Annotated in this window: 16 protein-coding genes; 6 read left to right on the top strand and 10 right to left on the bottom strand. The window is 70.3% G+C overall.

From position 1 onward, the window contains the following. Positions 1-160: 160 nt before the first annotated feature. From ACFDS6_RS06095 to ACFDS6_RS06060, 8 genes are all read right to left on the bottom strand, one after another. On the bottom strand, positions 161-574 hold the full coding sequence (locus ACFDS6_RS06095) for a Na+/H+ antiporter subunit G (protein WP_375271225.1): 414 nt from the start codon (positions 572-574) through the stop codon (positions 161-163). Further along, positions 571-840 (bottom strand): K+/H+ antiporter subunit F, encoded by a 270-nt coding sequence (locus ACFDS6_RS06090; protein WP_375271224.1) that lies wholly within the window; start codon positions 838-840, stop codon positions 571-573. Before ACFDS6_RS06090 ends, ACFDS6_RS06095 begins: the two co-directional genes overlap by 4 nt. Next, a complete protein-coding gene (locus ACFDS6_RS06085; protein ID WP_375271223.1) occupies positions 837-1,325 on the bottom strand; it encodes a Na+/H+ antiporter subunit E in 489 nt (162 codons plus the stop codon). The genes ACFDS6_RS06090 and ACFDS6_RS06085 overlap by 4 nt, the downstream gene beginning before the upstream one ends. Next, a complete protein-coding gene (locus tag ACFDS6_RS06080; protein WP_375271265.1) occupies positions 1,322-2,833 on the bottom strand; it encodes a monovalent cation/H+ antiporter subunit D in 1,512 nt (503 codons plus the stop codon). Before ACFDS6_RS06080 ends, ACFDS6_RS06085 begins: the two co-directional genes overlap by 4 nt. A gap of 2 nt (positions 2,834-2,835) precedes the next feature. After that, complete coding sequence (locus ACFDS6_RS06075; RefSeq protein ID WP_375271264.1) at positions 2,836-3,189, bottom strand: Na+/H+ antiporter subunit C; 354 nt, start codon at positions 3,187-3,189, stop codon at positions 2,836-2,838. A 2-nt stretch (positions 3,190-3,191) separates the two neighbouring features. Then, positions 3,192-5,990 (bottom strand): monovalent cation/H+ antiporter subunit A, encoded by a 2,799-nt coding sequence (locus ACFDS6_RS06070; RefSeq protein WP_375271222.1) that lies wholly within the window; start codon positions 5,988-5,990, stop codon positions 3,192-3,194. Between the two features lie 285 nt (positions 5,991-6,275). Further along, positions 6,276-7,535: a sigma-54-dependent transcriptional regulator gene (locus ACFDS6_RS06065; RefSeq protein ID WP_375271221.1), complete on the bottom strand. Its 1,260-nt coding sequence runs from the start codon at positions 7,533-7,535 to the stop codon at positions 6,276-6,278. Continuing rightward, positions 7,532-9,169, bottom strand: coding sequence for an ATP-binding protein (locus tag ACFDS6_RS06060; protein ID WP_375271220.1), 1,638 nt, complete (start codon positions 9,167-9,169; stop codon positions 7,532-7,534). The genes ACFDS6_RS06065 and ACFDS6_RS06060 overlap by 4 nt, the downstream gene beginning before the upstream one ends. A 277-nt stretch (positions 9,170-9,446) precedes the next feature. On the opposite strand from ACFDS6_RS06060, the gene ACFDS6_RS06055 reads away from it, so the two are divergent. Continuing rightward, complete coding sequence (locus ACFDS6_RS06055; RefSeq protein WP_375271219.1) at positions 9,447-10,787, top strand: dicarboxylate/amino acid:cation symporter; 1,341 nt, start codon at positions 9,447-9,449, stop codon at positions 10,785-10,787. 63 nt (positions 10,788-10,850) lie between these two features. Further along, positions 10,851-12,395, top strand: a complete 1,545-nt coding sequence (locus tag ACFDS6_RS06050; protein ID WP_375271218.1) for an alginate export family protein — start codon at positions 10,851-10,853, stop codon at positions 12,393-12,395. 15 nt (positions 12,396-12,410) lie between these two features. On the opposite strand, the gene ACFDS6_RS06045 is transcribed toward ACFDS6_RS06050, so the two are convergent. Continuing rightward, on the bottom strand, positions 12,411-12,677 hold the full coding sequence (locus ACFDS6_RS06045) for a response regulator transcription factor (RefSeq protein WP_375271217.1): 267 nt from the start codon (positions 12,675-12,677) through the stop codon (positions 12,411-12,413). Between the two features lie 268 nt (positions 12,678-12,945). On the opposite strand from ACFDS6_RS06045, the gene ACFDS6_RS06040 reads away from it, so the two are divergent. Together ACFDS6_RS06040 and ACFDS6_RS06035 are read left to right on the top strand one after the other, a co-directional pair. Beyond that, positions 12,946-14,286 carry a GntP family permease gene (locus ACFDS6_RS06040; protein ID WP_375271216.1) on the top strand — a complete coding sequence of 447 codons (1,341 nt, stop codon included), beginning with the start codon at positions 12,946-12,948 and terminating at the stop codon, positions 14,284-14,286. A gap of 21 nt (positions 14,287-14,307) precedes the next feature. Then, entirely contained in the window at positions 14,308-14,985 is a 678-nt protein-coding gene (locus tag ACFDS6_RS06035) for a FadR/GntR family transcriptional regulator (RefSeq protein ID WP_375271215.1), read from the top strand. Between the two features lie 41 nt (positions 14,986-15,026). On the opposite strand, the gene ACFDS6_RS06030 is transcribed toward ACFDS6_RS06035, so the two are convergent. Next, the gene (locus tag ACFDS6_RS06030; RefSeq protein WP_375271263.1) at positions 15,027-15,512 is read right to left on the bottom strand and encodes a gluconokinase; all 486 of its coding nucleotides are present in this window, start codon (positions 15,510-15,512) and stop codon (positions 15,027-15,029) included. 223 nt (positions 15,513-15,735) lie between these two features. Here ACFDS6_RS06030 and ACFDS6_RS06025 point away from each other — a divergent pair, with 223 nt between their 5' ends. Both ACFDS6_RS06025 and ACFDS6_RS06020 read left to right on the top strand, forming a co-directional pair. Beyond that, positions 15,736-18,792 carry a glycosyl hydrolase family 28-related protein gene (locus tag ACFDS6_RS06025; protein ID WP_375271214.1) on the top strand — a complete coding sequence of 1,019 codons (3,057 nt, stop codon included), beginning with the start codon at positions 15,736-15,738 and terminating at the stop codon, positions 18,790-18,792. Positions 18,793-18,832: 40 nt separating this feature from the next. Continuing rightward, on the top strand, positions 18,833-21,880 hold the full coding sequence (locus ACFDS6_RS06020; protein WP_375271213.1) for a TonB-dependent receptor plug domain-containing protein: 3,048 nt from the start codon (positions 18,833-18,835) through the stop codon (positions 21,878-21,880). Positions 21,881-21,966 lie beyond the last annotated feature (86 nt).

Here is a 21,966-nt window from a genome sequence, read left to right as displayed (position 1 = left end):
CGTGCAGGTAGGTTCAGTGCGGTGAAATGAACGTCGCTTCCGATCGTTCATTTCCCCGCTGTCCACTGGTCGAACGGCACCAACGATCCGTCGCAGGGTGCGGGTGCGTCGTTCGGCACAGCAATGCCCGTTACATGTTCCGGGTCGTGACCCGCCGCGCTCAGGTGTTCGCGGTCGACGCGCGCGTGTCGGGTTTCGGCGCCTCAAACGTCGCCCAATCGCCCTGCGCGGACGGGCGCGGCGGGGGGCCGGCGATGCTCTCGGGCTCGGTACGCTTGCCGGTGCGGACGCGGTGCAGGTGCACCTTGGCGATCATGTTGGCGGAGATCGGCGCGGTGATGAACAGGAACAGCGAGATCAGCAATTCGTGCGCGGTCCAGATGCCGAGCCGCGCCTGGAAATACACCACCGAGGCGACGAGCAGCGCGCCGAGCCCCAGCGTGGTGGTCTTGGTCGGGCCGTGCAGCCGCTCCATCGTGGTCGGCAGCCGCACCAGCCCCCAGCTGCCGATCAACGCGAAGCCCGCGCCCAGGACCAGCAAGGCGACGATCACGATGTCGGCGACGGCGCTCATTCCACGATGTCCCCGCGCAGCACGAACTTGCAATAAGCGATGGTGCTGACGAACCCGACCATGGCGAGCAGCAGCGCGGCCTCGAAATAGGTGTCGTTGCCGCCGATCATGCCGATCAGCACGATCAGCGCGATCGCGTTGATGACCATGGTGTCGAGCGCGGCGATGCGATCGCCCAGCGCCGGTCCGCGCAGCAGCCGCCAGCCGTTGAGCACGAGCGCGAGCGCGATGCAACCGGTCGCGAACTGGAGCGCGAGCGCGATCATACGAATATCCTCCGCAGCCGCGCCTCGTAGCGCGCCTTGATGCGCGCCACCTCCGCCGCCTCGTCCGCGGCGTCGAGCGCGTGGACCAGCAGGAAGCGCCCGTCGGCCGATACGTCCGCCGAGATCGTGCCGGGCGTCAGGCTGATCGTGCCAGCCAGCATCGTGATCGCCTCGGGCGTGGTCAGCGCGATCGGGACGATCAGCCAGCGCGCGCGCAGGTCGCGGTTGCGCCGGAACAGCAGCAGCGCCGCAACCTGGAAATTGGCGACGATGATGTCGAACAGCACGATCGCCAGATAGGCCAGGAACGCGCGCCCGAACCGCATCTGCGGACGGTCGGGCCAGAACGGCTGGGTGAACTTCGGCAGCACCAGCGCGAACACCGTGCCGACCACGATGCCGCCGACGGTGACCTCGTTGGCCATCAGCACCCATACGGCCAGCAGCATCGCCGACAGGGCGGGGTGGGGCAGCAGCCACCTCATCGCGCCGGACCCAGGATGGCGGCGGCGTAGCGCGCGGGCGCCATGATCTGCCGCGCGGTGGCCTCGGCCTGCGCGGTCGCCCAGCCCGCCGCGATCGTCAGCAGCGCCGAGGTCGCCAGCAGCGCGAGCGGGGCCGCGAACTCGAGCGGGGATCGCCGATGCCCCGCGATCGCGTCGGCGTCCGCGGGCGCGGCCCAGAACAATGTCGAGCCCGCGCGAGAGAAGGCAAGCGTGCCGATCAGGGTGGCAATCAGCAGCGATGCCCAGATCACCTGCCAGCCGGGAACGCCGAAGCTGGCGTCGAGGATCAGCAGCTTGCCGACGAAGCCGGCGAGCGGCGGCAGTCCGACCACCGCGACCGCGGCGGCGAGGTAGAGCAGCCCCGCCGCGTCCTGCCCGGCGAAGCGCGGGCCGGGCACGATCGCGTCGGCGTACTGGCCGCGCCGGCGCAGCGTCACGTCCGCGACGAGGAACAGCGCCGCCCCCGCGAGCGTCGCCTGGACGAGATAGTAGAGCGATGCCGCGAGCGTCGCCTGCTGCCAGCGCGACACCGCCATCAGCAGCGTGCCGGTCGAGGCGAGCACCGCGAACGCCGCCTGTTCGCGCAGTCCCCGCGCCGTCAGCGCGCCGACGAAGCCGAGGATCGCGCCGACCGCCGCGGCGGGCAGCAGGAACGGCGCGGTGATCCAGGCGGCGGCGCCCGCGCGCGCGCCGAAGATCAGCGGCACGGTGCGGATCATCGCATAGACGCCCAGCTTGGTCATGATCGCGAACAACGCCGCCACCACCGGCCTGGTCGCGCCGTAGGTGCGCGGCAGCCACAGGTGGAGCGGGACCACCGCCGCCTTGAGCGCGAACACGGTGACCAGCAGCAGCCCGGCGACGCGCAGCAGCCCCTGATCGCCCGCGCCGAGCAGCGCGACCTTGCGCGACAGATCGGCCATGTTGAGCGTCGAGGTGAGCCCGTAGAGCAGCCCCAGCGCGACCAGGAACAGCGCCGATCCGGTGATGTTGATCACCACGTAGGCGACCCCCGCCTTCAGCCGCTGCGCGCCCTGGCTGTGGAGCATCAGCCCGTAGGACGCGATCAGCAGCACCTCGAAGAAGACGAACAGGTTGAACAGGTCGCCGGTCAGGAACGCGCCGTTAAGCCCGAGCAGCTGGAAATGGAACATCGGGTGGAAATGCCAGCCCTTGCGGTCGGCGGCGGTCACCACCGCGTGCGCGAGCACGACCAGCGCCAGCACCGCCGTCAGCACCAGCATCGTCGCCGCCAGCCGGTCGAGCACCAGCACGATCCCGAACGGCGCGGGCCAGGCACCGAGCGCGTAGCTGCGGACCGCGTCGTCCTGCGCGGTCGCGAACAGCGCGATCGCCACCGCCAAGAGCGCGACGCACCCGCCGAGCGAGAGGTACAGGCTGAACACGCGCCGCCGCCGCATCAGCAGCAGGGTGAGCGGCGCCACCAGCGCGGGCACGACGATCGGCGCGATCAGCAGGTCGAGCATCGTCACGCGCGCTCCTCCGCCGTCGCGTCGCGGTCGGCGCGGCCGTCGACCTGGTCCGAGCCGGTTTCGAGGAACGCGCGCAGCGACAGGATCACGGTCAGCGCGGTCATGCCGAAGGTGATGACGATCGCGGTCAGGACCAGCGCCTGCGGCAGCGGGTCGGCATAATCGGTCACGCCTTTCGCGTACAAGGGCGGGTGATCGACGACCAGCCGGCCGATCGCGAACAGGAAGAGGTTCACCGCGTAGGACAGCAGGGTCAGCCCCAGCACGACCTGGAACGTGCGACCGCGCAGCGCGAGGTAGATGCCGCCCGCCACCAGCACGGCGATCGCGGAGGCGACCAGGAACTCCAGGCTCATTCCCCCTCCCTCGCGGCGCGGTGCGTCACGTGCGCGAGCTGCGCCAGCGCCATCATCACCGCGCCGACCACGACGCATGAAACGCCCAGGTCGAACAGGGTCGCGGTGGCGAGCTCGAACTCGCCGATCAGCGGCAGGTGGAAATAGCCGAAGCTGCTGGTCAGGAACGGCGCGCCGAACAGCAGCGATCCCAGCCCCGTCGCGGCGGCGATCAGGACGCCCGTCGCGATCAGCGTGTGTTCGCCGAACTTGCGACGCTCGTCGGTCCAGTCGAAGCCCGAGGCGAGATATTGCAGCAGGATCGCGATGGAGAAGACAAGCGCGGCGATGAAGCCGCCCCCCGGCTGGTTGTGCCCGCGCAGGAAAATGTAGCTGCCGACCAGCAGTGCCAGCGGCAGCAGCAGCCGCGTCGCCATCACGAACATCATCGGGTGCCGCTCGGGCGAGTGCTGGTCGCTCGACTCCCAGCCGCGCAGCCGCCGCCCGGCGACCCCGCGCGCGGCGGGTTCGAGCAGCGCGAAGATGGCGAGTCCTGCGATTCCCAGCACGATGATCTCGCCCAGCGTGTCGAAGGCGCGGAAATCGACCAGCGTCACGTTGACGACGTTGGTGCCGCCACCGCCCGAATAGCTGTTGTTCCAGTGGAAGCGCGAGATGCCGACGCGCTCGGGACGGGTCATCACCGCCCAGGCGAGCCAGCCCGCGCCCGCGCCCGCCGCAATCGCGACCGCCGCGTCGCGCGCGCGGCGGCCGAGCGACGACAGCCGCGGCGGATTGCCCGGCAGCAGGTGGAGCGCCAGCAGCATCAGAAGGATCGTCACCACCTCCACCGCGATCTGCGTCAGCGCGAGGTCGGGCGCGGACAGGTGAACGAAGGCCAGCGCCACCACCAGCCCGACGACGCTGATGAAGATGAGCGCGAGGAAGCGCCGGCGATCGACCGCGACCACCGCGACGGTGGCCGCGACCAGCGCCGCCCACGCGATCACCGCGGGAACGGAGGCCGGGTTCGGTGCGCGCGTGCCCGCGGTGATCGGATGGTCGCGCACCGCCCAGCCGCCGAGCGCGACAACGACGGTGAACAGCAAGAGGAGGCTGCGCTGCAGCGACGCGGCGTGAACCGCGTCCACCGCGCGGCGCAGCACCGAGACCGCGCCGTCGATCCCCGCGTCGAACATCCGCTTCGCGTCGGGCAGGGTGATTCGCGCGCACAGCGCGGCGACCGCGCGGTATCGCCACAACAGCAGCACGGCGAGCAGCACCGCCGCCACGCTCATCAGCAGCGCGGGGTTGATCCCGTGCCACAGCGCCAGGTCGAGCTCGGGCACCGTCTGTCCGGTCACCGCGGCGCTGGTCGCCGCGACCAGCGAGCCGGCGAGCGTCATCGGCAGCACGCCGAGTGCCAGCGCGGCGGCTACGAGGATCGCGGGTGGTGCGAGCAGCAGCGCGCCCGGGTCGTGCGGCTGCGCGACCGCGCCCGTGCGTCGCTCACCGAAGTGGAGCGCCACCGCGTAACGCAGCGCGTAGGCCGCCGACAGCAGCGCGGCGATCGTCGCCAGCGCAGGCACCAGCAGCGGCTGCCCGGCGAGCACGACGTGCGCGCTCTCCTCCAGCATCATCTCCTTGGAGATGAACCCGCCGAGCGGCGGCAGCCCCGCCATCGCGGCGGCGGCGAGCACGCCCAGCGTGGCGGTGAGCGGCATGAGCGCCGCCAGCCCGCCCAGTCGACGCGCGTCGCGCGTGCCCGTCTCGTGGTCGACAATGCCCGCGTGCATGAACAACGCGGCCTTGAACGCGGCGTGGTTCAGGACGTGGAACACCGCCGCAGTCGCCGCCGCGGCGGTGCCGAAGCCGAGCAGCATCACCATCAGCCCGAGCTGGCTGATCGTGGAATAAGCGAGGATCGCCTTCAGATCGTGGCGGAACAACGCGACGCCCGCGCCGAACAGCATCGTCACCAGCCCGACCGGTGCGACGATGCTGAACCACCAGTCGGTCCCGGCGAGCACCGGCCACAGCCGCGCGAGCAGGAACACGCCCGCCTTCACCATGGTCGCGGAGTGGAGGTACGCGCTGACCGGGGTCGGCGCCGCCATCGCGTGCGGCAGCCAGAAGTGGAACGGAAATTGCGCCGACTTGGTGAACGCGCCCAGGAGGATGAGAAGGAGGATCGCGGGGTAGAGCGGCGACGCCTGCACCAGGTCGGCGCGCGCGAGCACCGTCGCCAGGTCGTAGCTCCCCGCCGCCTTGCCCAGGAGAATTGTGCCCGCGATCAGCGCGAGCCCGCCGCCACCGGTGACCGTCAGCGCCATGCGCGCACCCTGCCGCGCCTCGGCCCGGTCGCGCCAGAACCCGATCAGCAGGAACGAGGAAAGGCTGGTCAGCTCCCAGAAAACCAGGGTCAGCAGGATGTTGCGCGACAGCGCGATGCCGATCATCGCGCCCTGGAACAGCATCAGGAACGACAGGAAGCGCGCGCTCGGCTCGTCGCCCGCCAGGTAACCGTGCGCGTAGACGACCACCAGCAGCCCGATGCCGAGGATCAGCCCGGCGAACAGCAGGGCGAGCGGATCGAGCCACAGCGCGAGGTCGAGGCCGAGCGCGGGCAGCCACGCCACCGTCACGGTCGGCACCCGCGCGGCGAACGCGCCGCCCGCCAGCGACAGCAGCACGGCGAGCCCGCCCGCGCTGGCCACCGCGGCGATCAGCACGTGGACGCGGCGCGACGCGCGGCGCGTCGCGGTCAACAGCGCGACCGCGACCAACGGCATCAATATCAGCGCCAGCAGCGACACTCGTCCCTATCCCCTTCGCGCGTTTCGCCGCGCCACGTCGCCGAACGACGTGACGCGGCCGCGGTTCACGACGCGACCGTGGCACGGCGCGCGCGGCGGAGAACGAGAAGGGTTCGCGCGGGCGCGCCGTTCCCGGCACGTGTCTGATCCGCTGGCGGCCCGACCAGCGTGAGAACCTGCCCGCATCAAACGCGCGAACACCCACGCGAACCATGCATGATGAGCGCCGCGTCCGCAACCCGGCGCCGCACCGCGCACCGGTTCGACCGCCTTCAACGGCCCGCGTCAGCGCGCGCGCAGCCCCCTGAGGTCGATGCCCAGCCGCTTGACCCGGTAGTAGAAGGTTTCGCGCGGGATCTGCAGCAGCTGGGTCGCGCGCGCGACGTCGCCGCCCGCGCGCGTCACCGCATCGGTGATCAGCGCGCGCTCGAAACCGCGCACCCGCTCGGGCAGCGGCAGCTCGGCGTTTGCGCGCGCTTCCGTGTCCAGCCCCAGCACCGCGCGCTCCACCGCCATCTCCAGCTCGCGGACGTTGCCGGGCCAGGTGCGCCGCGCGGCGAGGTGCGCGACATCGGCGGCGGTCGTGCCCGTGCCGCGCGCGTGGCGGGCGAGGAAGTGCATGGCGAGCAGCGGCACGTCCTCCAGCCGCTCGGCGAGCGGGGGCAGCCGCAGCGACACCGCGGCGAGGCGGTGGAACAAGGCGGGCAGCACGCGCGCCTGCCCGCCCGCGTCGATCGCCGCGACGATCCGCGCGTTGACCGCGACCGGCTCGCGCGCGTCGAGCGCCACCGCGCGCCGCTCAACGAACTGCGCCAGCCGGTGCTGCACGCGCTCGTCGGCGCGGTCGAGGTTGTCGAGAAACAACGTGCCCCGATCCGCCTGCGACAGCGTCCCATACGCGTCGAACAGCGCGTTCTCGGCGCCGGGCGGCAGCGCCGCGCAATCGACCGTGACGAAGCGGTGCCGCCCGCGCCGGCCGCCGCGGTGGATCAACCGCGCGAGCAACTGCTTGCCGGTGCCGGTCTCCCCCTCCACCACCACGTCGAGGTCGGCGTCCGCCAGCATCGGCAGCGTCGCGCGGAGCCGGCGAATCGCGGCGCTGTGGCCGACCAGTTCATCCACCCCTGAGTCTTCCGCGAGCGCGCGCAGCCGCCGGTTCTCGATAGTCAGCGCGCGCGCGGTCGTCGCGCGCGCGACGGCGGCGAGCAGCGCGTCGGGGTCGAACGGCTTGGACAGGAAGTCCCACGCCCCCGCCTTCAGCACCGACACCGCCATGTCGACGTCGCCGTGCCCGGTCATCAGCACGACCGGCAGGTCGGCGTCGCGCGCGGTCAGCGCGCGGAACAGCTCGATCCCCGACACGCCCGGCATCCGCACGTCGGTGACGACAACGCCCGCGAACGCCCGGTCGACCGCCGCGAGCGCGGCCGGCGCGTCGGCGAAGCCGCGCACCTCGTAGCCGGCGAGCGTCAGCAGCTGCCCGGTGGCGAGGCGCAGGTCGTCGTCGTCGTCGACCAGCGCGACGATCGGGCGCTCCGCGCTCATGCCGGCACCATCTCGATTTCGAACCTGGCGCCGCTCGCTAAGGGGAGGTGGCGCAACGTGCCGCCCAGTTCCACCATGATGTCGTGCGCGATGACGAGGCCGAGCCCGAGCCCGTCGCTGCGGCTGGTGACGAAGGGGGTGAACAGCCGCGCGGCGACCGCCTCGGCGATGCCGGGGCCGTTGTCCTCGACCGCGAGCACGACGCGCGCCGCCTCGACGCGCAGTTGCAGCGCGATGCGCGGCCCGGGCGCGTCGGCGAGTGCCTCGATCGCGTTCTGCAGCACGTTGACCAGCACCTGCTCCAACCGCACGCGCCCGCCCATCACCAGCAGCGCCGGCTCGACCGGATCGCGCACCAGCGTCACCGTGCGCAACTGCTCCTTCAGGATCAGCACGGCGCCGTCGATCACCTCCGCCAGCGCGACCGGGCGCAGCGTGCCCGCGCGGCGGCGCGCGAACCCGCGCAGCTCCTGCGTCACCGCGCCGATCCGGTCGGACAGGCGCGCGATCGCGGCAAGGTTGTCGCGCACCGCGCCCGTGTCGCCGCGGTCGAGCAGCACCGCGCTGGTCTGCGCGAAGGTGCGGATCGCCGCCACCGGTTGCGCGGTCTCGTGCGCGACGCTGGCGGTCACCTGCCCCAGCGTCGCGAGCCGGTTGGCCTGGCGCAGCGCCTCGCGCAGGTCGGCGGCGCGCGCCTCGCTCGCCGCGCGCTCGTCCATTTCGCGGGTCAGCTCGCCGGTGCGCGCGGCCACCGCGTCCTCCAGCTCGGCGGTTCGGCGGCGCGTCAGATCGATCCGCTGGCGCAGGCCCCATAGCAGCGCCGCGAGCGCGAGCAGCGCCAACCCCGCGCCGATCGCCGCGTTGCGCGCCGCCGCCCACGCCGCCGGGCCGGTCGCGCGGCGCAAGGTCAGCGTCCAGCCGGGCTGCGCGGTCGCGACGGTCGCCGCCACATTGTCGGGCGCGGGTGGCAGCCTCCGCAGCGCGCCGGCAGGCAGGCTCGCCTCCGCGCGCATCGCGGCGAGCAGCGCGGGCGGCAGCGCGCGCGTCGCCGCGAAGCGCCACGCCGGTCGGCTGCTCACGACCACGACGCCGTTCGCGTCGCGCACGAACGTGTCGCCGCCGGCGCGCGCCCAGTCGCGCTCGACCTGGTCGAACACCAGCTTGACGACGACCACGCCGCCGGCGCCGGTACGCCGCGCGAGGTACAGGCCCGGTTGCCGGCTGACCGTGCCGCGCGCGAACTGCGCCGCGACGCCGACGCGTCGCGCGTCGCGGACGTAGCGGCGGAAGCCGTAATCCTGGCCAACGAAGCTCGCCGGGGTGCGCCAGTTGCTCGCCGCCACCGCGCGGCCCGAGCGATCCACCAGGTAGATGACCGCCGCGCCGGTGGTGCGCGCCAGCGCCTCCAGTTTGCGGTCGAGCGCCTCCGACGCGCCGGGCGTGCCGGCGAGCGTCGCCGCGACGTCGCGGTCGTCGCCGAGCGCGAGCGGGAGCAGGCGAAAGCGCGCGATCTCGCTGTCGAGCAGCGACGCGCGCAACCGCGCGTCGGTCAGCGCGCCCTGCGCCAGCGTGTCGCGCGCGCGCTCGCGCGCGAGATAGGCGGCGGCCAGGACGATCAGGGCCGCGGCCAGCACCGCGATCAACCACCGGACAACGCGGGCAGACGTGCGACTCATGTTCGGTGTTGTACGCGGTGCCGCGATCCGTGCAACTTCTTGCACTTTGCAAGGGTCTAGGATGTAGATTGTTGCACGCCGTTATTGCTCGCACGTCGCTTCGGATCGGCCAAGCCATTGCAAAACAATGGTTATCATCATTCGTGCGAAAAGATGATTGTGCGCGGCCGCGATCCGTCACCATGACGGCGTTACTGACCCGCCCGGAAGCGGCGGAAAGGAGAGGTTCGAGCGCATGATCCAGGCCACCCAACCCGCCGACGCGGCGCTGCCGGCCGCGAAGCCGTGGTACGCGCAGCTCTACGTCCAGGTGCTGATCGCGATCACCCTGGGCGTGCTGCTGGGGCATTTCGCGCCGCAGACCGGCGAGGCGATGAAGCCGATCGGCGACGCCTTCATCAAGCTGGTGAAGATGATCATCGCGCCCGTCATCTTCCTGACCATCGTGACCGGCATCGCCGGGATGCGCGACCTCGGCTCGGTCGGGCGCGTCGCGGGCAAGGCGTTCGCCTATTTCCTGTTCTTCTCGTCGTTCGCGCTCGTCATCGGCATGGTCGTCGCCAATGTGGTGCGACCGGGCGCCGGGCTCAACATCGATCCCGCCACGCTCGATGCCAGCAAGGTCGCCGACTACGCCAGCAAGGCGCACGAGACGACGATCACCGGCTTCCTGACCGGGATCATCCCCGACACGTTCGTCGGCGCGCTGACCGAGGGCAACATCCTGCAGGTGCTGTTCGTCGCGATCCTGTTCGGCATCGGGCTCGCTTTGCTCGGCGACCGCGGCGACCGCCTGCTCGGCGCGCTGGAGGACGTGTCGCTGGCGGTGTTCAAGGTGGTCGCGATCCTGATGCGCGCGGCACCGCTCGGCGCGTTCGGCGCGATGGCCTTCACCATCGGCAAGTACGGCGTCGGTGCGCTTCTCAACCTCGCCACCTTGGTCGGCACCTTCTACCTCACCAGCCTGTTGTTCGTGGTGGTGGTGCTCGGCCTCGTCAGCCGCATCGCCGGCTTCTCGATCTTCCGCCTGATCGCGTACCTGAAGGCCGAGCTGCTGCTGGTGCTCGGCACCTCCTCGTCGGAGAGCGCGCTGCCGAGCCTGATCGAGAAGATGGAGCGCGCGGGCTGCCCGAAATCGATCGTCGGACTCGTCGTGCCGACGGGTTACTCGTTCAACCTCGACGGCACCAACATCTACATGACGCTCGCCGCCTTGTTCATCGCGCAGGCGTGCAACGTCGACCTGACGATCGGGCAGCAGCTGCTGCTGCTGGGCGTCGCGATGCTGTCGTCGAAGGGCGCGGCGGGGGTGACGGGCGCGGGGTTCATCACGCTCGCCGCCACGCTGTCGATCGTGCCGACGGTGCCGGTCGCAGGCATGGCGCTGATCCTGGGCGTCGACCGCTTCATGTCGGAGTGCCGCAGCCTCACCAACTTCATCGGTAATGCGGTCGCGACGGTGATCGTGTCGCGCTGGGAAAGGCAACTCGACCACGAACAGCTGGACCGCGCGCTCTCGGGCCGCGCCGACGTGCGCGTCGGCCAGCTGCCCGCCGACGCCATCCCCGCCGAGTAAGCGCCCGGGCGGACGCGGCGCCACCATCCGCGCGCGTCCGCCCGCCAGCAAGGACCCGTTTTCATGTCGATCTTTTCGCGCCGCCTCGCGGTCGCCACCCCGTCGCTCGCCCTGCTGACCGCGGTTCCGGCGTTGGCGCAGACCGCCGCCAGCCCGTCTCAGCCTGCCCCGGCCCAGCCCGCACCAACCCTGCCCGCCACGATCCAGGACGAGCGCGCGCGCCAGACGCTTGCCGCGCCCTTGTCCGAATCCTACCCGGTCGAGGCGGTCGGCCACGGCGTCACCGCCGGGGGCTACAACCAGTCGCGCTGGGCCGAGGACTGGAGTCGCCTGCGCGATCCGGCCAAACGCCGTGACGTGTTCGACCGGCTCAAGTACATTCCGCTGGGCGGCGACGACGTCTACCTGACGCTGTCGGGGGAGGCACGGCTGCGCGTCAACCTGACCACCAACCCCGACCTGCGCGCGCGCGCGGCGCAGCGCCAGGACATCGACCGGCTGGTCGCGGGCGCCGACCTGCACCTGGGCGAGCTTGTCCGCGTCTTCGGCGAACTCGCGCACGGCGGCATCTCCGGTCGCAACATTGGTGCGCCCTCGGGTTTCCTGCGCAACCGGCTGGTGGTGCAGCAATCCTTCGCCGACGCCACGGCGACGCTCGGCGCGGTCGACCTCGGCATCCGCGTCGGTCGCCAGACGTTCGCGGACGGTCCCAACCTGCTGGTCGTGCCGCGCGACAACAACACCATCTTCTTCACCTACAACGGCGTGCGCGCCTGGGGCCGCGTCGCCAAGGCGCGGGTCGACGTGTTCGACTTCACGCCGACGCGGCTCGGCAACGGGGGGACGGGCGATGATCTCAACGCGGACGGGCGGCGTTTCTCGGGCGTGTCGACCGGGTTCGTCGTGCCGACCGAGGCGCTCGGCGGGTCGAAACTGTACGTCGACCCGTTCGTGTGGCGGCTGCGCAACCGCGCGGCGACCTGGGGTGGGCGCAGGGCGCGCGAGGTGCGCCGCTTCTACGGGCTGCACGTCTGGGGCGACGTGGGGCCGGTCAACCTCGACTGGACGATCAACCATCAGGGCGGATCGTTCGACAGCCGCAACATCTCGGCGTGGCAGCTGCTGCTGGCGCAGAGCTACCGGCTCGGCAAGGGTCGCCAGGCGCCGCGCGTCGGCATGCACGTCGATTACGCGAGCGGGGGCGGCGCCTACGGTCGCGGCACGCTGCGCAACGCGCTCGCGCCGTTCGGCAACAACGTCTACTACAGCTACCAGCTCTTCACCACGCCCACCAACCTGATCGCGCTGGCGCCCAACGTCAGCTTACAGCCGCTGCCCCAGGTACGGCTGGCGCTGGGATACCAATGGTCGTGGCGCGACAGCGTCACCGACGCGGTCTACCGCGCCAACGGGCAAGCGTTCGCCGGCACGCAGAACGTCGATTGTCGCCGGATCGCCGATACCGCGCGCGTGCAGCTCGTATGGTCGATCTCGCCGCGGCTGTCGTTTACGGGACGCTACGAGCATCTGCAGGCCAAGTCGGCGCTGAGCGATGCGGGGTATCGCAGCTCGGACTTCGTCGCAGGGTGGCTCAGCCTGCGGCTGTGACGCGGGCGTGACGGCTCAGCCGGCCAGGCGCTGCTCATACCCCATCGCCTGCGCCGCCACCGCCACCTGCGTGCGGTTGTGCACGTTCAACTTCCGCATCAACGCCGTCATATGCGCCTTCACCGTCGCCTCGGCGATGCCGAGGTCGTAGGCGATCTGCTTGTTGAGCAGCCCGGAGCGGACACCCTGCATGACCTTGAGCTGCGTCGGGGTCAGCCTTGCACTGGCCGGCACGAGCTCCACCACGGTGCCGAAGGTGTCGTGACGCTGATGTTCGCCCATGCGCTGCCTCCCTGTGCTTGTCCGGAGATCGGGTCGCCTGCGCGATCCGTTCGGACTCGTTGTTTCCAGCGTGTTAGATGAAGCGGTCCAACAGGTTCAAGCCCCAATCGACGCTTAACCGCGGTTCTCGCTTGATTTCGGTCATTTCTGTCATACAGGTTTGCGCATCGACGGAGGCGCCGGCTGGCGCACCGCGCAAGGGGAGGCGAGCGATGGCAGGCGGTGGCGGCGACGTGCGTGGAGCGGACCCAATCGATCGGTCGCGCTTGTGACCGGGGCCGACGTGCAGCTGGTGCTCGCCGCGCTGGCGGGTATCGCGCTGTCGATCGTGCTGATCGTTCGCGCGCGGCTTCACCCCTTCATAGGGCTGCTGTGCGGCGCCTTCGCGGTTGGGTTGCTCGCCGGGCTGCCGATCGCCGACACCGCCAAGGCGGTGCAGAAGGGCGCGGGCGACATCCTGGGGGGTACCGGCCTGGTGGTCGCGCTGGGCCTGGCGCTCGGCGCGATGCTGCAATTGTCGGACGGCGCGGCGGGGATCGCGCGGGCTGCGCTGCGCTGGTCGGGGCCGAAGGGTGCGCCCTGGGCCGCGCTCGTCACCGCGCTGGTGATCGGGCTGCCGTTGTTCTTCGAGACGGGGCTGGTGCTGCTGCTGCCGATCGTCGCCTCGGCGGCGGCGGCGTTGCCGGGCGCGAACGACGCGGCGAAGCTGCGGCTGATGCTGTCGGCGGTGACCGGATTATCGGTGGTCCACGCGCTGGTGCCGCCGCACCCCGGACCGCTGCTGGCGGTGGAGGCGCTAGGGGCGGACCTGGGTCGCACGATCCTCTACGGCCTGGTCGTCGCGGTGCCGACGGCGGTGCTGGCGGGACCGATGCTGGCGCGGATCACCGCGCGCGGCGTGACACTGGGCGCGCCGACGCTGGCGCCCGCGCGCGTCGAGGTGCCCGCGCCGCCGATCGGGCGCGCGTTGCTGGTGGTGCTGCTGCCGGTGGTGCTGATCGCGGCGGGGCAGGTGCCGGCGCTGCTGCCCGCGGGGCTGGCGGGCGCGGCCGAGTGGCTGCGCGCGGCGAGCAATCCGGTGCTCGCGTTGCTGATCGCGTGCCTCGCCGCGCTGCCGCTGCTGTTCGGGCGCGCGGCGCTGCGCGCGCCGATCCAGTCCGCGATCTGGGCCGAGACCATGGCGCCGGCGGGCGCGATCCTGCTCGCGATCGGTGCGGGCGGCGCGTTGAAGCAGGTGCTGGTCACCGCCGGCCTGTCCGACTTGCTGGTGCGCGCATCGACCGGCGCGTCGCTGTCGCCGCTGCTGTTCGCCTGGGGCATCGCGGTGTGCATCCGGCTCGCCACCGGATCCGCCACCGTGGCGACGATCACCACCGCGGGGGTGATGCCCGGCGTGGTCGCGGCAACGGGCGCGTCCCCTGAGTGGACCGTGCTCGCGATCGGGGCGGGATCGGTGTTCTTCAGCCACGTCAACGATCCGGGCTTCTGGCTGGTGAAGAGCTATCTCGGCACCGACACGCCAGGCACGTTCCGCACCTGGTCGGCGCTGGAAACCGCCATATCGGTGATCGGATTGCTCTTGGTCCTGGGCGCCAGCGCGCTATTCTGAGCGGGAGAAAGGAGCGCCGGCATGGGTGGGGAACGGCTGACGGACCGTGCCTATACGGGCATCGTGGAGATCATCAACGGCGAGGACCTGTGCGTCGGCGACCGGTTGCCGTCGGAAGCACGGCTGGCGGAAATGTTCGGCATGTCGCGCACCATCGTGCGCGAGGCGCTCGCCCGGCTGGCGTCGGACGGCATCACGGAGCCGCGGCGCGGCGCGGGATCGTTCGTGAAGAGCCGGCCGTCCGACCGGATGCTCGCCTACGTGCCGATGGCGGAACTGCCAACCACGCTCGGCACCTACGAGGTTCGCTTCGTGCTGGAGGCCGAGACCGCGCGGCTGGCGGCGGCGCGGCGCTCGCAGGAGGAATTGACCGCGATCGAGGACGCGCTGGCGCGATTGCGCGACACGCTGCTGTCGAGCGCGCCCGCGCACGACGAGGACATGGAACTGCACCGCTGCATCGTGCTGGCGACCGCCAACCCGGCGTTCCTGTCGGCGTTCGACGCGCTGTTCGCCGACATCGATAAGATCATGCGCGCGGGCGTCGACATCTCGCGCTCGCGCCCGCCCGAGGTGATCGGCGCGATGATGCGCGAGCACGACATGATCGTGGACGCGATCCGCGCGCAGGACGCGGACGGCGCGGCGCTGGCGATGCGCTGGCACCTGTCGGAAGGGCGCAAGCGGTTGATGCCGTGACGCGGGCTATGAGCGACGCGTAAGCTCAGTCGATCAGCTGTTCAGCCTTGCCGCAGCCACGCAACCGTCCGCTCGCATAGTTCCTGGGGCGTCATGCACGAGGAGAGCGCCAGCACCCGCTCTCCGGTGCCGGGTCGTTCCAGCGTATCGAGCTGGCTGTCGAGCAGGCTGGGCGGCATGTAATGCCCCGGTCGGTCGGACACGCGCCGCAGCAGCTCGTCGCGGTCAGCATCTAACAGCACGAAGCGCGTGCCTTCGCCCGCCGCGGCGATCAACCGCTCGCGGTAGCTGCGGCGCAGCGCCGAGCAGGTCGCGACCGCGCACCCGCTCGCCGCGGCCGTCTGCCCCAGCGCCTGTCCCAGCCGATCGAGCCACGGCCAGCGATCGTCGTCCACGAGCGCGTGGCCAGCGCGCATCTTCGCGACCGCCGCCGCGTCGTGGAAGTCGTCGCCTTCGAGGAAGGGGCAGTGCAGCGCGTGCGCGAGCAATGCCCCGAGCGTCGACTTGCCGGAACCGCTGACCCCCATCACGACAATGGCGGAGGGTACGCCGGCGTCCGCGTCAGAACGGTTCACGCGAGAAACTCCATGCGCGCGCCGACGCGGGAAGCGGCGGCTTGGTTCCTCCACTCGCTACGCGCGAGCGCGTGGCCGCGAAACTACGACCATCGTCGCGGATGCCCGTTCCGGCGCCGCGGCCTAGGGGTCGTCGGTAGGCGTCGACGGCGAGCGACGCCGCGTCGGAGAGAACATGCGCTTCAGCTTCATTCTTGCGTCAATGCTGACCGCCACGGTGTCGCCGATCGCGCTGGCCGCGCCCGCGCGCACCGCCGCACGCACTGGCGTGAGCATCTCCGCGCTGCCGACGCGGCCCGACGATCCCGCCGCCAGGATCGTCAAGGGGAAGGGCGACGGACGCGCCGACGACACCGCGGCGATCCAGCAGGCGCTCGACACCGCGCGCGACAAGAACGGGCACGGCCTCGTCTTCCTGCCCTCGGGCCGCTACCGCATCACCCGAACGCTGGTAGTGCCGATCGGGGTGCGCGTGTTCGGCACCGGTCCGACGCGTCCGGTGATCGTGCTCGCCCCCGACACGCCCGGGTTCCAGCAGGGCGTGTCGACCATGATCGTCTTCTCGGGCGGCGACCAGTACAACGTCGGCGACGTGCCGGTCCCGGTGCCCGGCGTCGTGCCGGCGGGCAAGGTAGTGCGCGACGCCAATTCCGCCACCTTCTACTCCTCGATGAGCAACGTCGACGTCGAGATCGGCGACGGCAACCCGGCCGCCGCGGGTGTCCGCTTCCGCGTAGCGCAGCACGGCTTCCTCAGTCACATGGACTTCCGCCTGGGCTCCGGCTTCGCCGGCGTCTACCAGGCCGGGAACGTCATGGAGGACGTCCACTTCCACGGCGGCCGCTACGGCATCGTGACCGAGAAGACCTCGCCCGCGTGGCAGTTCACCCTGCTCGACTCCACCTTCGACGGGCAGCGCGACGCCGCGATCCGCGAGCACGAGGTCGGGCTGACGATGGTTAACGTGTCGATCCGCGACACGCCGGTCGGCGTGCAAATCGACGAAGGCTACGGCGACAGCCTCTGGGCCAAGAACCTGCGGCTGGAGAACGTGTCGCGCGCGGGGCTGATGATCGGCGCGGAGAAGAGCGTGTTCACGCAAGTCGGGCTCGACAACGCGGTCGCGTCCAACGTGCCGACGCTGGTGCGCTTCGCCGACGCCGAGCGGGTGATCCCCGGCCGCGCGGGCGCGTACCGCGTTTCCTCGTTCAGCCACGGCGTCGCGGTGGACGGGCTGGAGACGGTCGGCAAGACCGCCACCGACGTGCGGATCGCGCCGCTGCGCGCGCTGCCGGCGGCGGGCGCGCCGGCGATCCGCGCGCTGCCCGCGATGACGCAGTGGACCAACGTCAGGACGCTGGGCGTGCGCGGCGACGGGCGCACCGACGACACCGCCGCGATCCAGCGCGCGATCGACACGCAGCGCGTGCTGTATTTCCCGACCGGCTTCTACATCGTCACCGACACGCTGCGGCTGAGGCCCGACACGGTGCTGATCGGCATGCACCCGGCGATGACGCAGTTCGTCATTCCCGACGAGAACCCGCGCCACGCCGGCATCGGCAGCGTGGTGCCGATCGTCGAGACGCCGCTGGGCGGGCGCAACATCGTGCAAGGGCTCGGGCTGTTCACCGGCCGGATCAACCCGCGCGCGGCGAACATCGTGTGGCGCTCGGGCGCGGACAGCTTGCTCAACGACGTCAAGATCATGGGCGGCGGCGGTACCCCGACCGTCGACGGCAAGGGGCTTGGCGAGCGGCGCGGAGACGGTGGCGACCCGATCGCGGCCAATCGCTGGGACGCGCAATTTCCCAGCATCTGGGTCGACGGCGGCGGCGGCACGTTCGCCGACATCTGGAGCCCCAACACCTTCGCGCAGGCGGGCTTCTACGTTTCCAATACGCGCGTGCCCGGCCACGTGTACGAGATGTCGGTCGAGCACCACGTCCGCAACGAATTCGTGTTCGACAATGTCGAGAACTGGGAGTTGCTCGCGCCGCAGACCGAGCAGGAAGTGGGCGAGGGGATGGACGCGGTCTCGCTGGAGATCCGCAACTCGCGCAATCTGCTGTTCGCCAATTACCACGCGTACCGGGTGACGCGGAATTACCATCCCGCGCCGATGGCGGTGAAGCTGTTCAACGCGTCCGACATCCGGTTCCGGAACGTCTACGTCAACGCGGAGAGCGGGTTCGCGACCTGCGACGCGAACGGCTGCGGCACCTTCCTGCGCGCGAGCAAGTTCCCGTTCGAGAACGCGATCCGCGACATGACGCACAAGCTCGACGTGCGCGAGCGCGAGTTCGCGCGGCTCGACGTGCCGGCGCGACCCGTCGCACCCGCCGTGTCGCGGCTGGGCACGGGCGTGAAGAAGCTGGAAGACGGTTTCTTCTCGATCTCGGGCGGTGCAACCGACGCATCGGGCGCGCTCTACTTCGTCGAGCGGCGGTTCCAGCGCATCTATCGCTGGACGCAAGCCAAGGGGCTGGAGATCGTGCGCGACCACGCGCTCGACCCGGTCAATTTGGCGGTGGACGCGTCGGGCAAGCTGCTGGTGCTGTCGAGCTACGGCCCGGAAGGCACCGTCTATCAAGTCGATCCGCGCCGCTACGATCCGCAGGTGAGCGTGCTGGCAGCGACCGCGACGATGCCTGGCGGCGCGGCGAACGATCAGGCACGCGTGCTGCTGCCGGTCAATTGGTGGAACAACGGCGAGTTCCGCGACCAGTACGATCCCGCACGTGACCATTTCACGACACTCGGCGAGATGTTCGCGCGCGATGTCGCGGCGCATAAGTCGCGCCAATATGCGTCGGCTGACGGCAGCGTGGTGCTGCCCGCGTTCCGCACCTTTCAGCAGGGCACGCCCGATCACATCGGCTGGCGCTGGTCGGACGCGCTCAACGCGCACGGTTTCGTGTCGGGGAAGCCCGGCGAGCGCGTGTTCGTGACCAATTCTTCGGAGAACATGACCTACAGCGGCGTGGTCGGCGCGGGCGGTACGCTGAGCGACCTAAAGTCGTTCGCGCAGCGCGGTGGCGAGAGCGTGGTCAAGGGACCGGACGGGCGCGTGTTCGTCGCCAACGGACAGGTGTTCGCCTACGCCGCGGACGGCCGCGAGATCGGCCGGATCGACGTGCCCGACCGCCCGCTCCAGCTGCTGTTCGGCGGCGCGGACGGGCGCACGCTGTTCATCCTGACGCACCACGCACTCTACGCCGCGCGCCCGTGACCGCGACGAAACCAGATAACGAACAAGGGGGAGAGACACGATGAAGACCGCCGATCCGAGGATTGCCCGCCGCCGCGTCGCGCTGCTGCGCGCCAGCCTGGCCCCGATCCTCGCCTGCGCGCTGGCGATGCCCGCCGCGGCGCAGAACACCACCGCGCCGCCGGCCGATCAGCCCGCGCCCGTCGTGGTAGGCCCGCCCCTCGACCAGGCCCAGCAGGCCCCCGCCGCGCCCGGCACCTCGATCGACGCCAACGACGATCAGCCGCCCGCCGCCTCGTCCGACATCGTGGTCACCGGCTCGCGCATCCAGTCGAGCGGGTTCACCGCGCCGACGCCCACCACCGTGATCGGCGCAGAGCAGATCCAGGCCAACGCGCAGCCCAACATCTTCAACACGATCGCGCAATTGCCCTCGCTGCAGGGATCGACCGGCGTCACGACCGGCACCAACAGCACGTCGAGCGGCACGCAGGGGCTCAGTTCCTTCTCGCTGCGCGGCCTTGGCACCATCCGCACGCTGACGCTGCTCGACGGGCAGCGCGTGGTCGGCGCGAACGTGACGGGCGTGCCCGACATCAGCCAGTTCCCGCAATTGCTGATCGAGCGCGTCGACGTGGTGACGGGCGGCGCGTCGGCCTCCTACGGGTCGGACGCGGTCGGCGGCGTCGTCAACTTCATCACCAACAAGCGGTTCACCGGGCTGAAGGGCAACGTCCAGGGCGGCATCAGCACCTACGGCGACGACGAATCGGTGCTGGTGCAATTGGCGGCGGGCAAGTCGTTCGCCAACGATCGCCTGCATCTGATCGTCAGCGGCGAGTACGCGCACGAGGAAGGCATCGGGCCGGGCGGGTACGGCGAGGACGCACCGGCGGGTCGCGACTGGTACACCACCGCCACCATCGTCAACCGCGGCATCACCAACGACGGCCGACCGCAGTTCAACTACCGCGAGCACGCGCAGGCGTATCAGTACGCGCTGTACGGGTTGATCAACAACGGTCCGCTGCAAGGCACCGCGTTCGACCGCGACGGTCGACCGTTCGCCTTCCAATACGGCTCCAACGGCGTGCCGACGCGCAACAACACCGGCAACGTCGCGGGCTGCTACGTCGGCTTCTGCATCGGCGGCGACCTGTCGGGCAACGTCGGGATCGGCACCACGCTGAAATCGGGGCTAGATCGCTACAACGGCTACGGCCGGCTCGGCTTCGACGTCAATGCCGACAACGAGATCTACGCCACCGTCAACATCTCGCAGGTCGACAGCTCCAACCAGCCAAATCCCGGCGCGGCGCAGTCGAGCCTGACGATGCGGTGCGACAATCCGTTCCTGCCCGGCTCGGTCGCCGCGCTCTGCCCGGCGTCGGGCACCTTCGGCTACGGCGTCAGCAACGCGATCCTGCCGAACATCAAGGTCGAGCCGTCGCGCAAGCAATATCGCTTCGTCGCGGGCGCCAACGGCAAGGTCGAGGCGCTGGGGCAGGATTGGCGCTACGACGCTTACTACGAGCACGGCGAGAACATCACCGACATCACCGTCAGCAACATGTTGATCCCGCGCCGCTACCTGCGCGCGATCGACGCGACGCGCAATGCTAGCGGTGCGATCGTCTGCCGCGATCCCGTGGCGCGCGCCACCGGCTGCGTCCCGATCAACATCTTCGGGGGCACGCCTTTGTCGGCGGAGGCGCTGGCGTACCTACAACCCGCCAACGGTCCGTTCCAGCACACGCGCCAGACGCAGGACGTGGCGAGCGCCAACATCTCGGGCAACGCATTCTCGACCTGGGCGGGGCCGATCGCAGTCGCGCTAGGCGCCGAGTGGCGGCACGAATTCTACCGCGTCACCGCGGACCCGTACGGCAACGGTATCCTGACCGGCGCAACCCCGTACAATGCCGACTACCCGGCCGATCCGCTGCTCGCCGACGGCGGCGGCAACTGGTACGCGGGCAATTACCGTGCGGGCCGCGGCGATTATTCGGTGCTGGAAAGCTACCTAGAGCTCAACGTGCCGGTGTTGAACGATCCCGACGGCGCGGGCACCGCCAACGTGAACCTCGCCGGGCGCGCGACCAACTACAGCACGTCGGGCACCGTTTACACGTGGAAGGTCGGCGGTACGTGGGACACGCCGCTCGACGGCTTCCGCCTGCGCGCGGTCACGTCGCGCGACGTGCGCGCGCCCAACCTGTCCGAGCTGTTCGCCGCGCCGATCTCGGTCAACGTGCCCAACTTCACCAACCCGTTCAACAACACCGCGGTCGCGATCTCGCAGAACACGATCGGCAACGCCAACCTGGTGCCCGAGACCGCGCGCAACACCGAGCTGGGCGCGGTGCTGTCGCGTCCCGAGTGGCTGCCCGGGCTGAGCCTTTCGTTCGATTACTACCACATCAAGATCAAGGACGTGATCTCCGCGCTCGGCGCGCAGCAGCTGGTGAATTACTGCCAGCAGGGCGTGACGCAATTGTGCGGCTCGTTCTTCCTCAATGGACCGGGCGGCGTCGGCAATTTCGTCAACGTGCAGCCGTTCAATCTGGCGTCGATCAAAACCGAAGGGTTCGACATCGAGGCGAGCTACCAAATGAAGCAACCGCTCGGCCTGCCGGGCTCGTTCACGCTGCGCGGGCTCGCCACCCACGTCATCAACTTCGTCACCGACCTAGGCCTGCCGGGCACGGTGCCGATCGACACCGCGGGCGTGAACACGGGCGCGACGCCGTCTTGGAAGTGGCTGGTGACGCAGACCTACGCGCAGGACCAGTTCTCGCTGTTCCTGCAGCAGCGCTGGTTCTCCGACGGCGTGTTCGGCAGCCAGTACGTGGTGTGCGACACCAACTGCCCGGTGTCGACCGCGAACGCGCCGACGATCGACTTCAACAAGATGGACGGTGCGTTCTACTTCGACATCGGCGGCACGTACAATGTCTCCGAAGGGCTGAGCGCTTATTTCAAGATCGACAATCTGTTCAACCGCGACCCCACGCCGTCGCCGCAGACGAACACCGGCGTCGACATCAATCCGCAGCTCTACGACATCATCGGGCGCGTGTTCCGCGCGGGTGTCCGCTTCAAGTTTTGACGCGAACGCGCTTTCCGAGAGGATCGCTGTTCCCGTCTCCGCTCCCCCCTTGCCCCGGCGCTCGCGTCGGGGCACTTTTTTTCCAC

It is taken from the genome of Sphingomonas sp., from assembly GCF_042095875.1.
Lineage (GTDB): Bacteria > Pseudomonadota > Alphaproteobacteria > Sphingomonadales > Sphingomonadaceae > Sphingomonas.
The sequence above is the reverse complement of the archived record's forward strand: the minus strand, read 5'-3'. Positions and strand labels throughout refer to the sequence as shown.

Excerpts from the sequence above, each read along its gene's own strand:
- ACFDS6_RS06020 (WP_375271213.1), top strand. The coding sequence starts at position 18,833 with ATGAAGACCGCCGATCCGAGGATTGCCCGCCGCCGCGTCGCGCTGCTG.
- ACFDS6_RS06065 (WP_375271221.1), bottom strand. The coding sequence starts at position 7,535 with ATGAGCGCGGAGCGCCCGATCGTCGCGCTGGTCGACGACGACGACGAC.
- ACFDS6_RS06045 (WP_375271217.1), bottom strand. The coding sequence starts at position 12,677 with ATGGGCGAACATCAGCGTCACGACACCTTCGGCACCGTGGTGGAGCTC.
- ACFDS6_RS06025 (WP_375271214.1), top strand. The coding sequence starts at position 15,736 with ATGCGCTTCAGCTTCATTCTTGCGTCAATGCTGACCGCCACGGTGTCG.
- ACFDS6_RS06055 (WP_375271219.1), top strand. The coding sequence starts at position 9,447 with ATGATCCAGGCCACCCAACCCGCCGACGCGGCGCTGCCGGCCGCGAAG.
- ACFDS6_RS06030 (WP_375271263.1), bottom strand. The coding sequence starts at position 15,512 with ATGGGGGTCAGCGGTTCCGGCAAGTCGACGCTCGGGGCATTGCTCGCG.
- ACFDS6_RS06080 (WP_375271265.1), bottom strand. The coding sequence starts at position 2,833 with ATGCTCGACCTGCTGATCGCGCCGATCGTCGTGCCCGCGCTGGTGGCG.
- ACFDS6_RS06085 (WP_375271223.1), bottom strand. The coding sequence starts at position 1,325 with ATGAGGTGGCTGCTGCCCCACCCCGCCCTGTCGGCGATGCTGCTGGCC.
- ACFDS6_RS06095 (WP_375271225.1), bottom strand. The coding sequence starts at position 574 with ATGAGCGCCGTCGCCGACATCGTGATCGTCGCCTTGCTGGTCCTGGGC.
- ACFDS6_RS06035 (WP_375271215.1), top strand. The coding sequence starts at position 14,308 with ATGGGTGGGGAACGGCTGACGGACCGTGCCTATACGGGCATCGTGGAG.
- ACFDS6_RS06090 (WP_375271224.1), bottom strand. The coding sequence starts at position 840 with ATGATCGCGCTCGCGCTCCAGTTCGCGACCGGTTGCATCGCGCTCGCG.
- ACFDS6_RS06050 (WP_375271218.1), top strand. The coding sequence starts at position 10,851 with ATGTCGATCTTTTCGCGCCGCCTCGCGGTCGCCACCCCGTCGCTCGCC.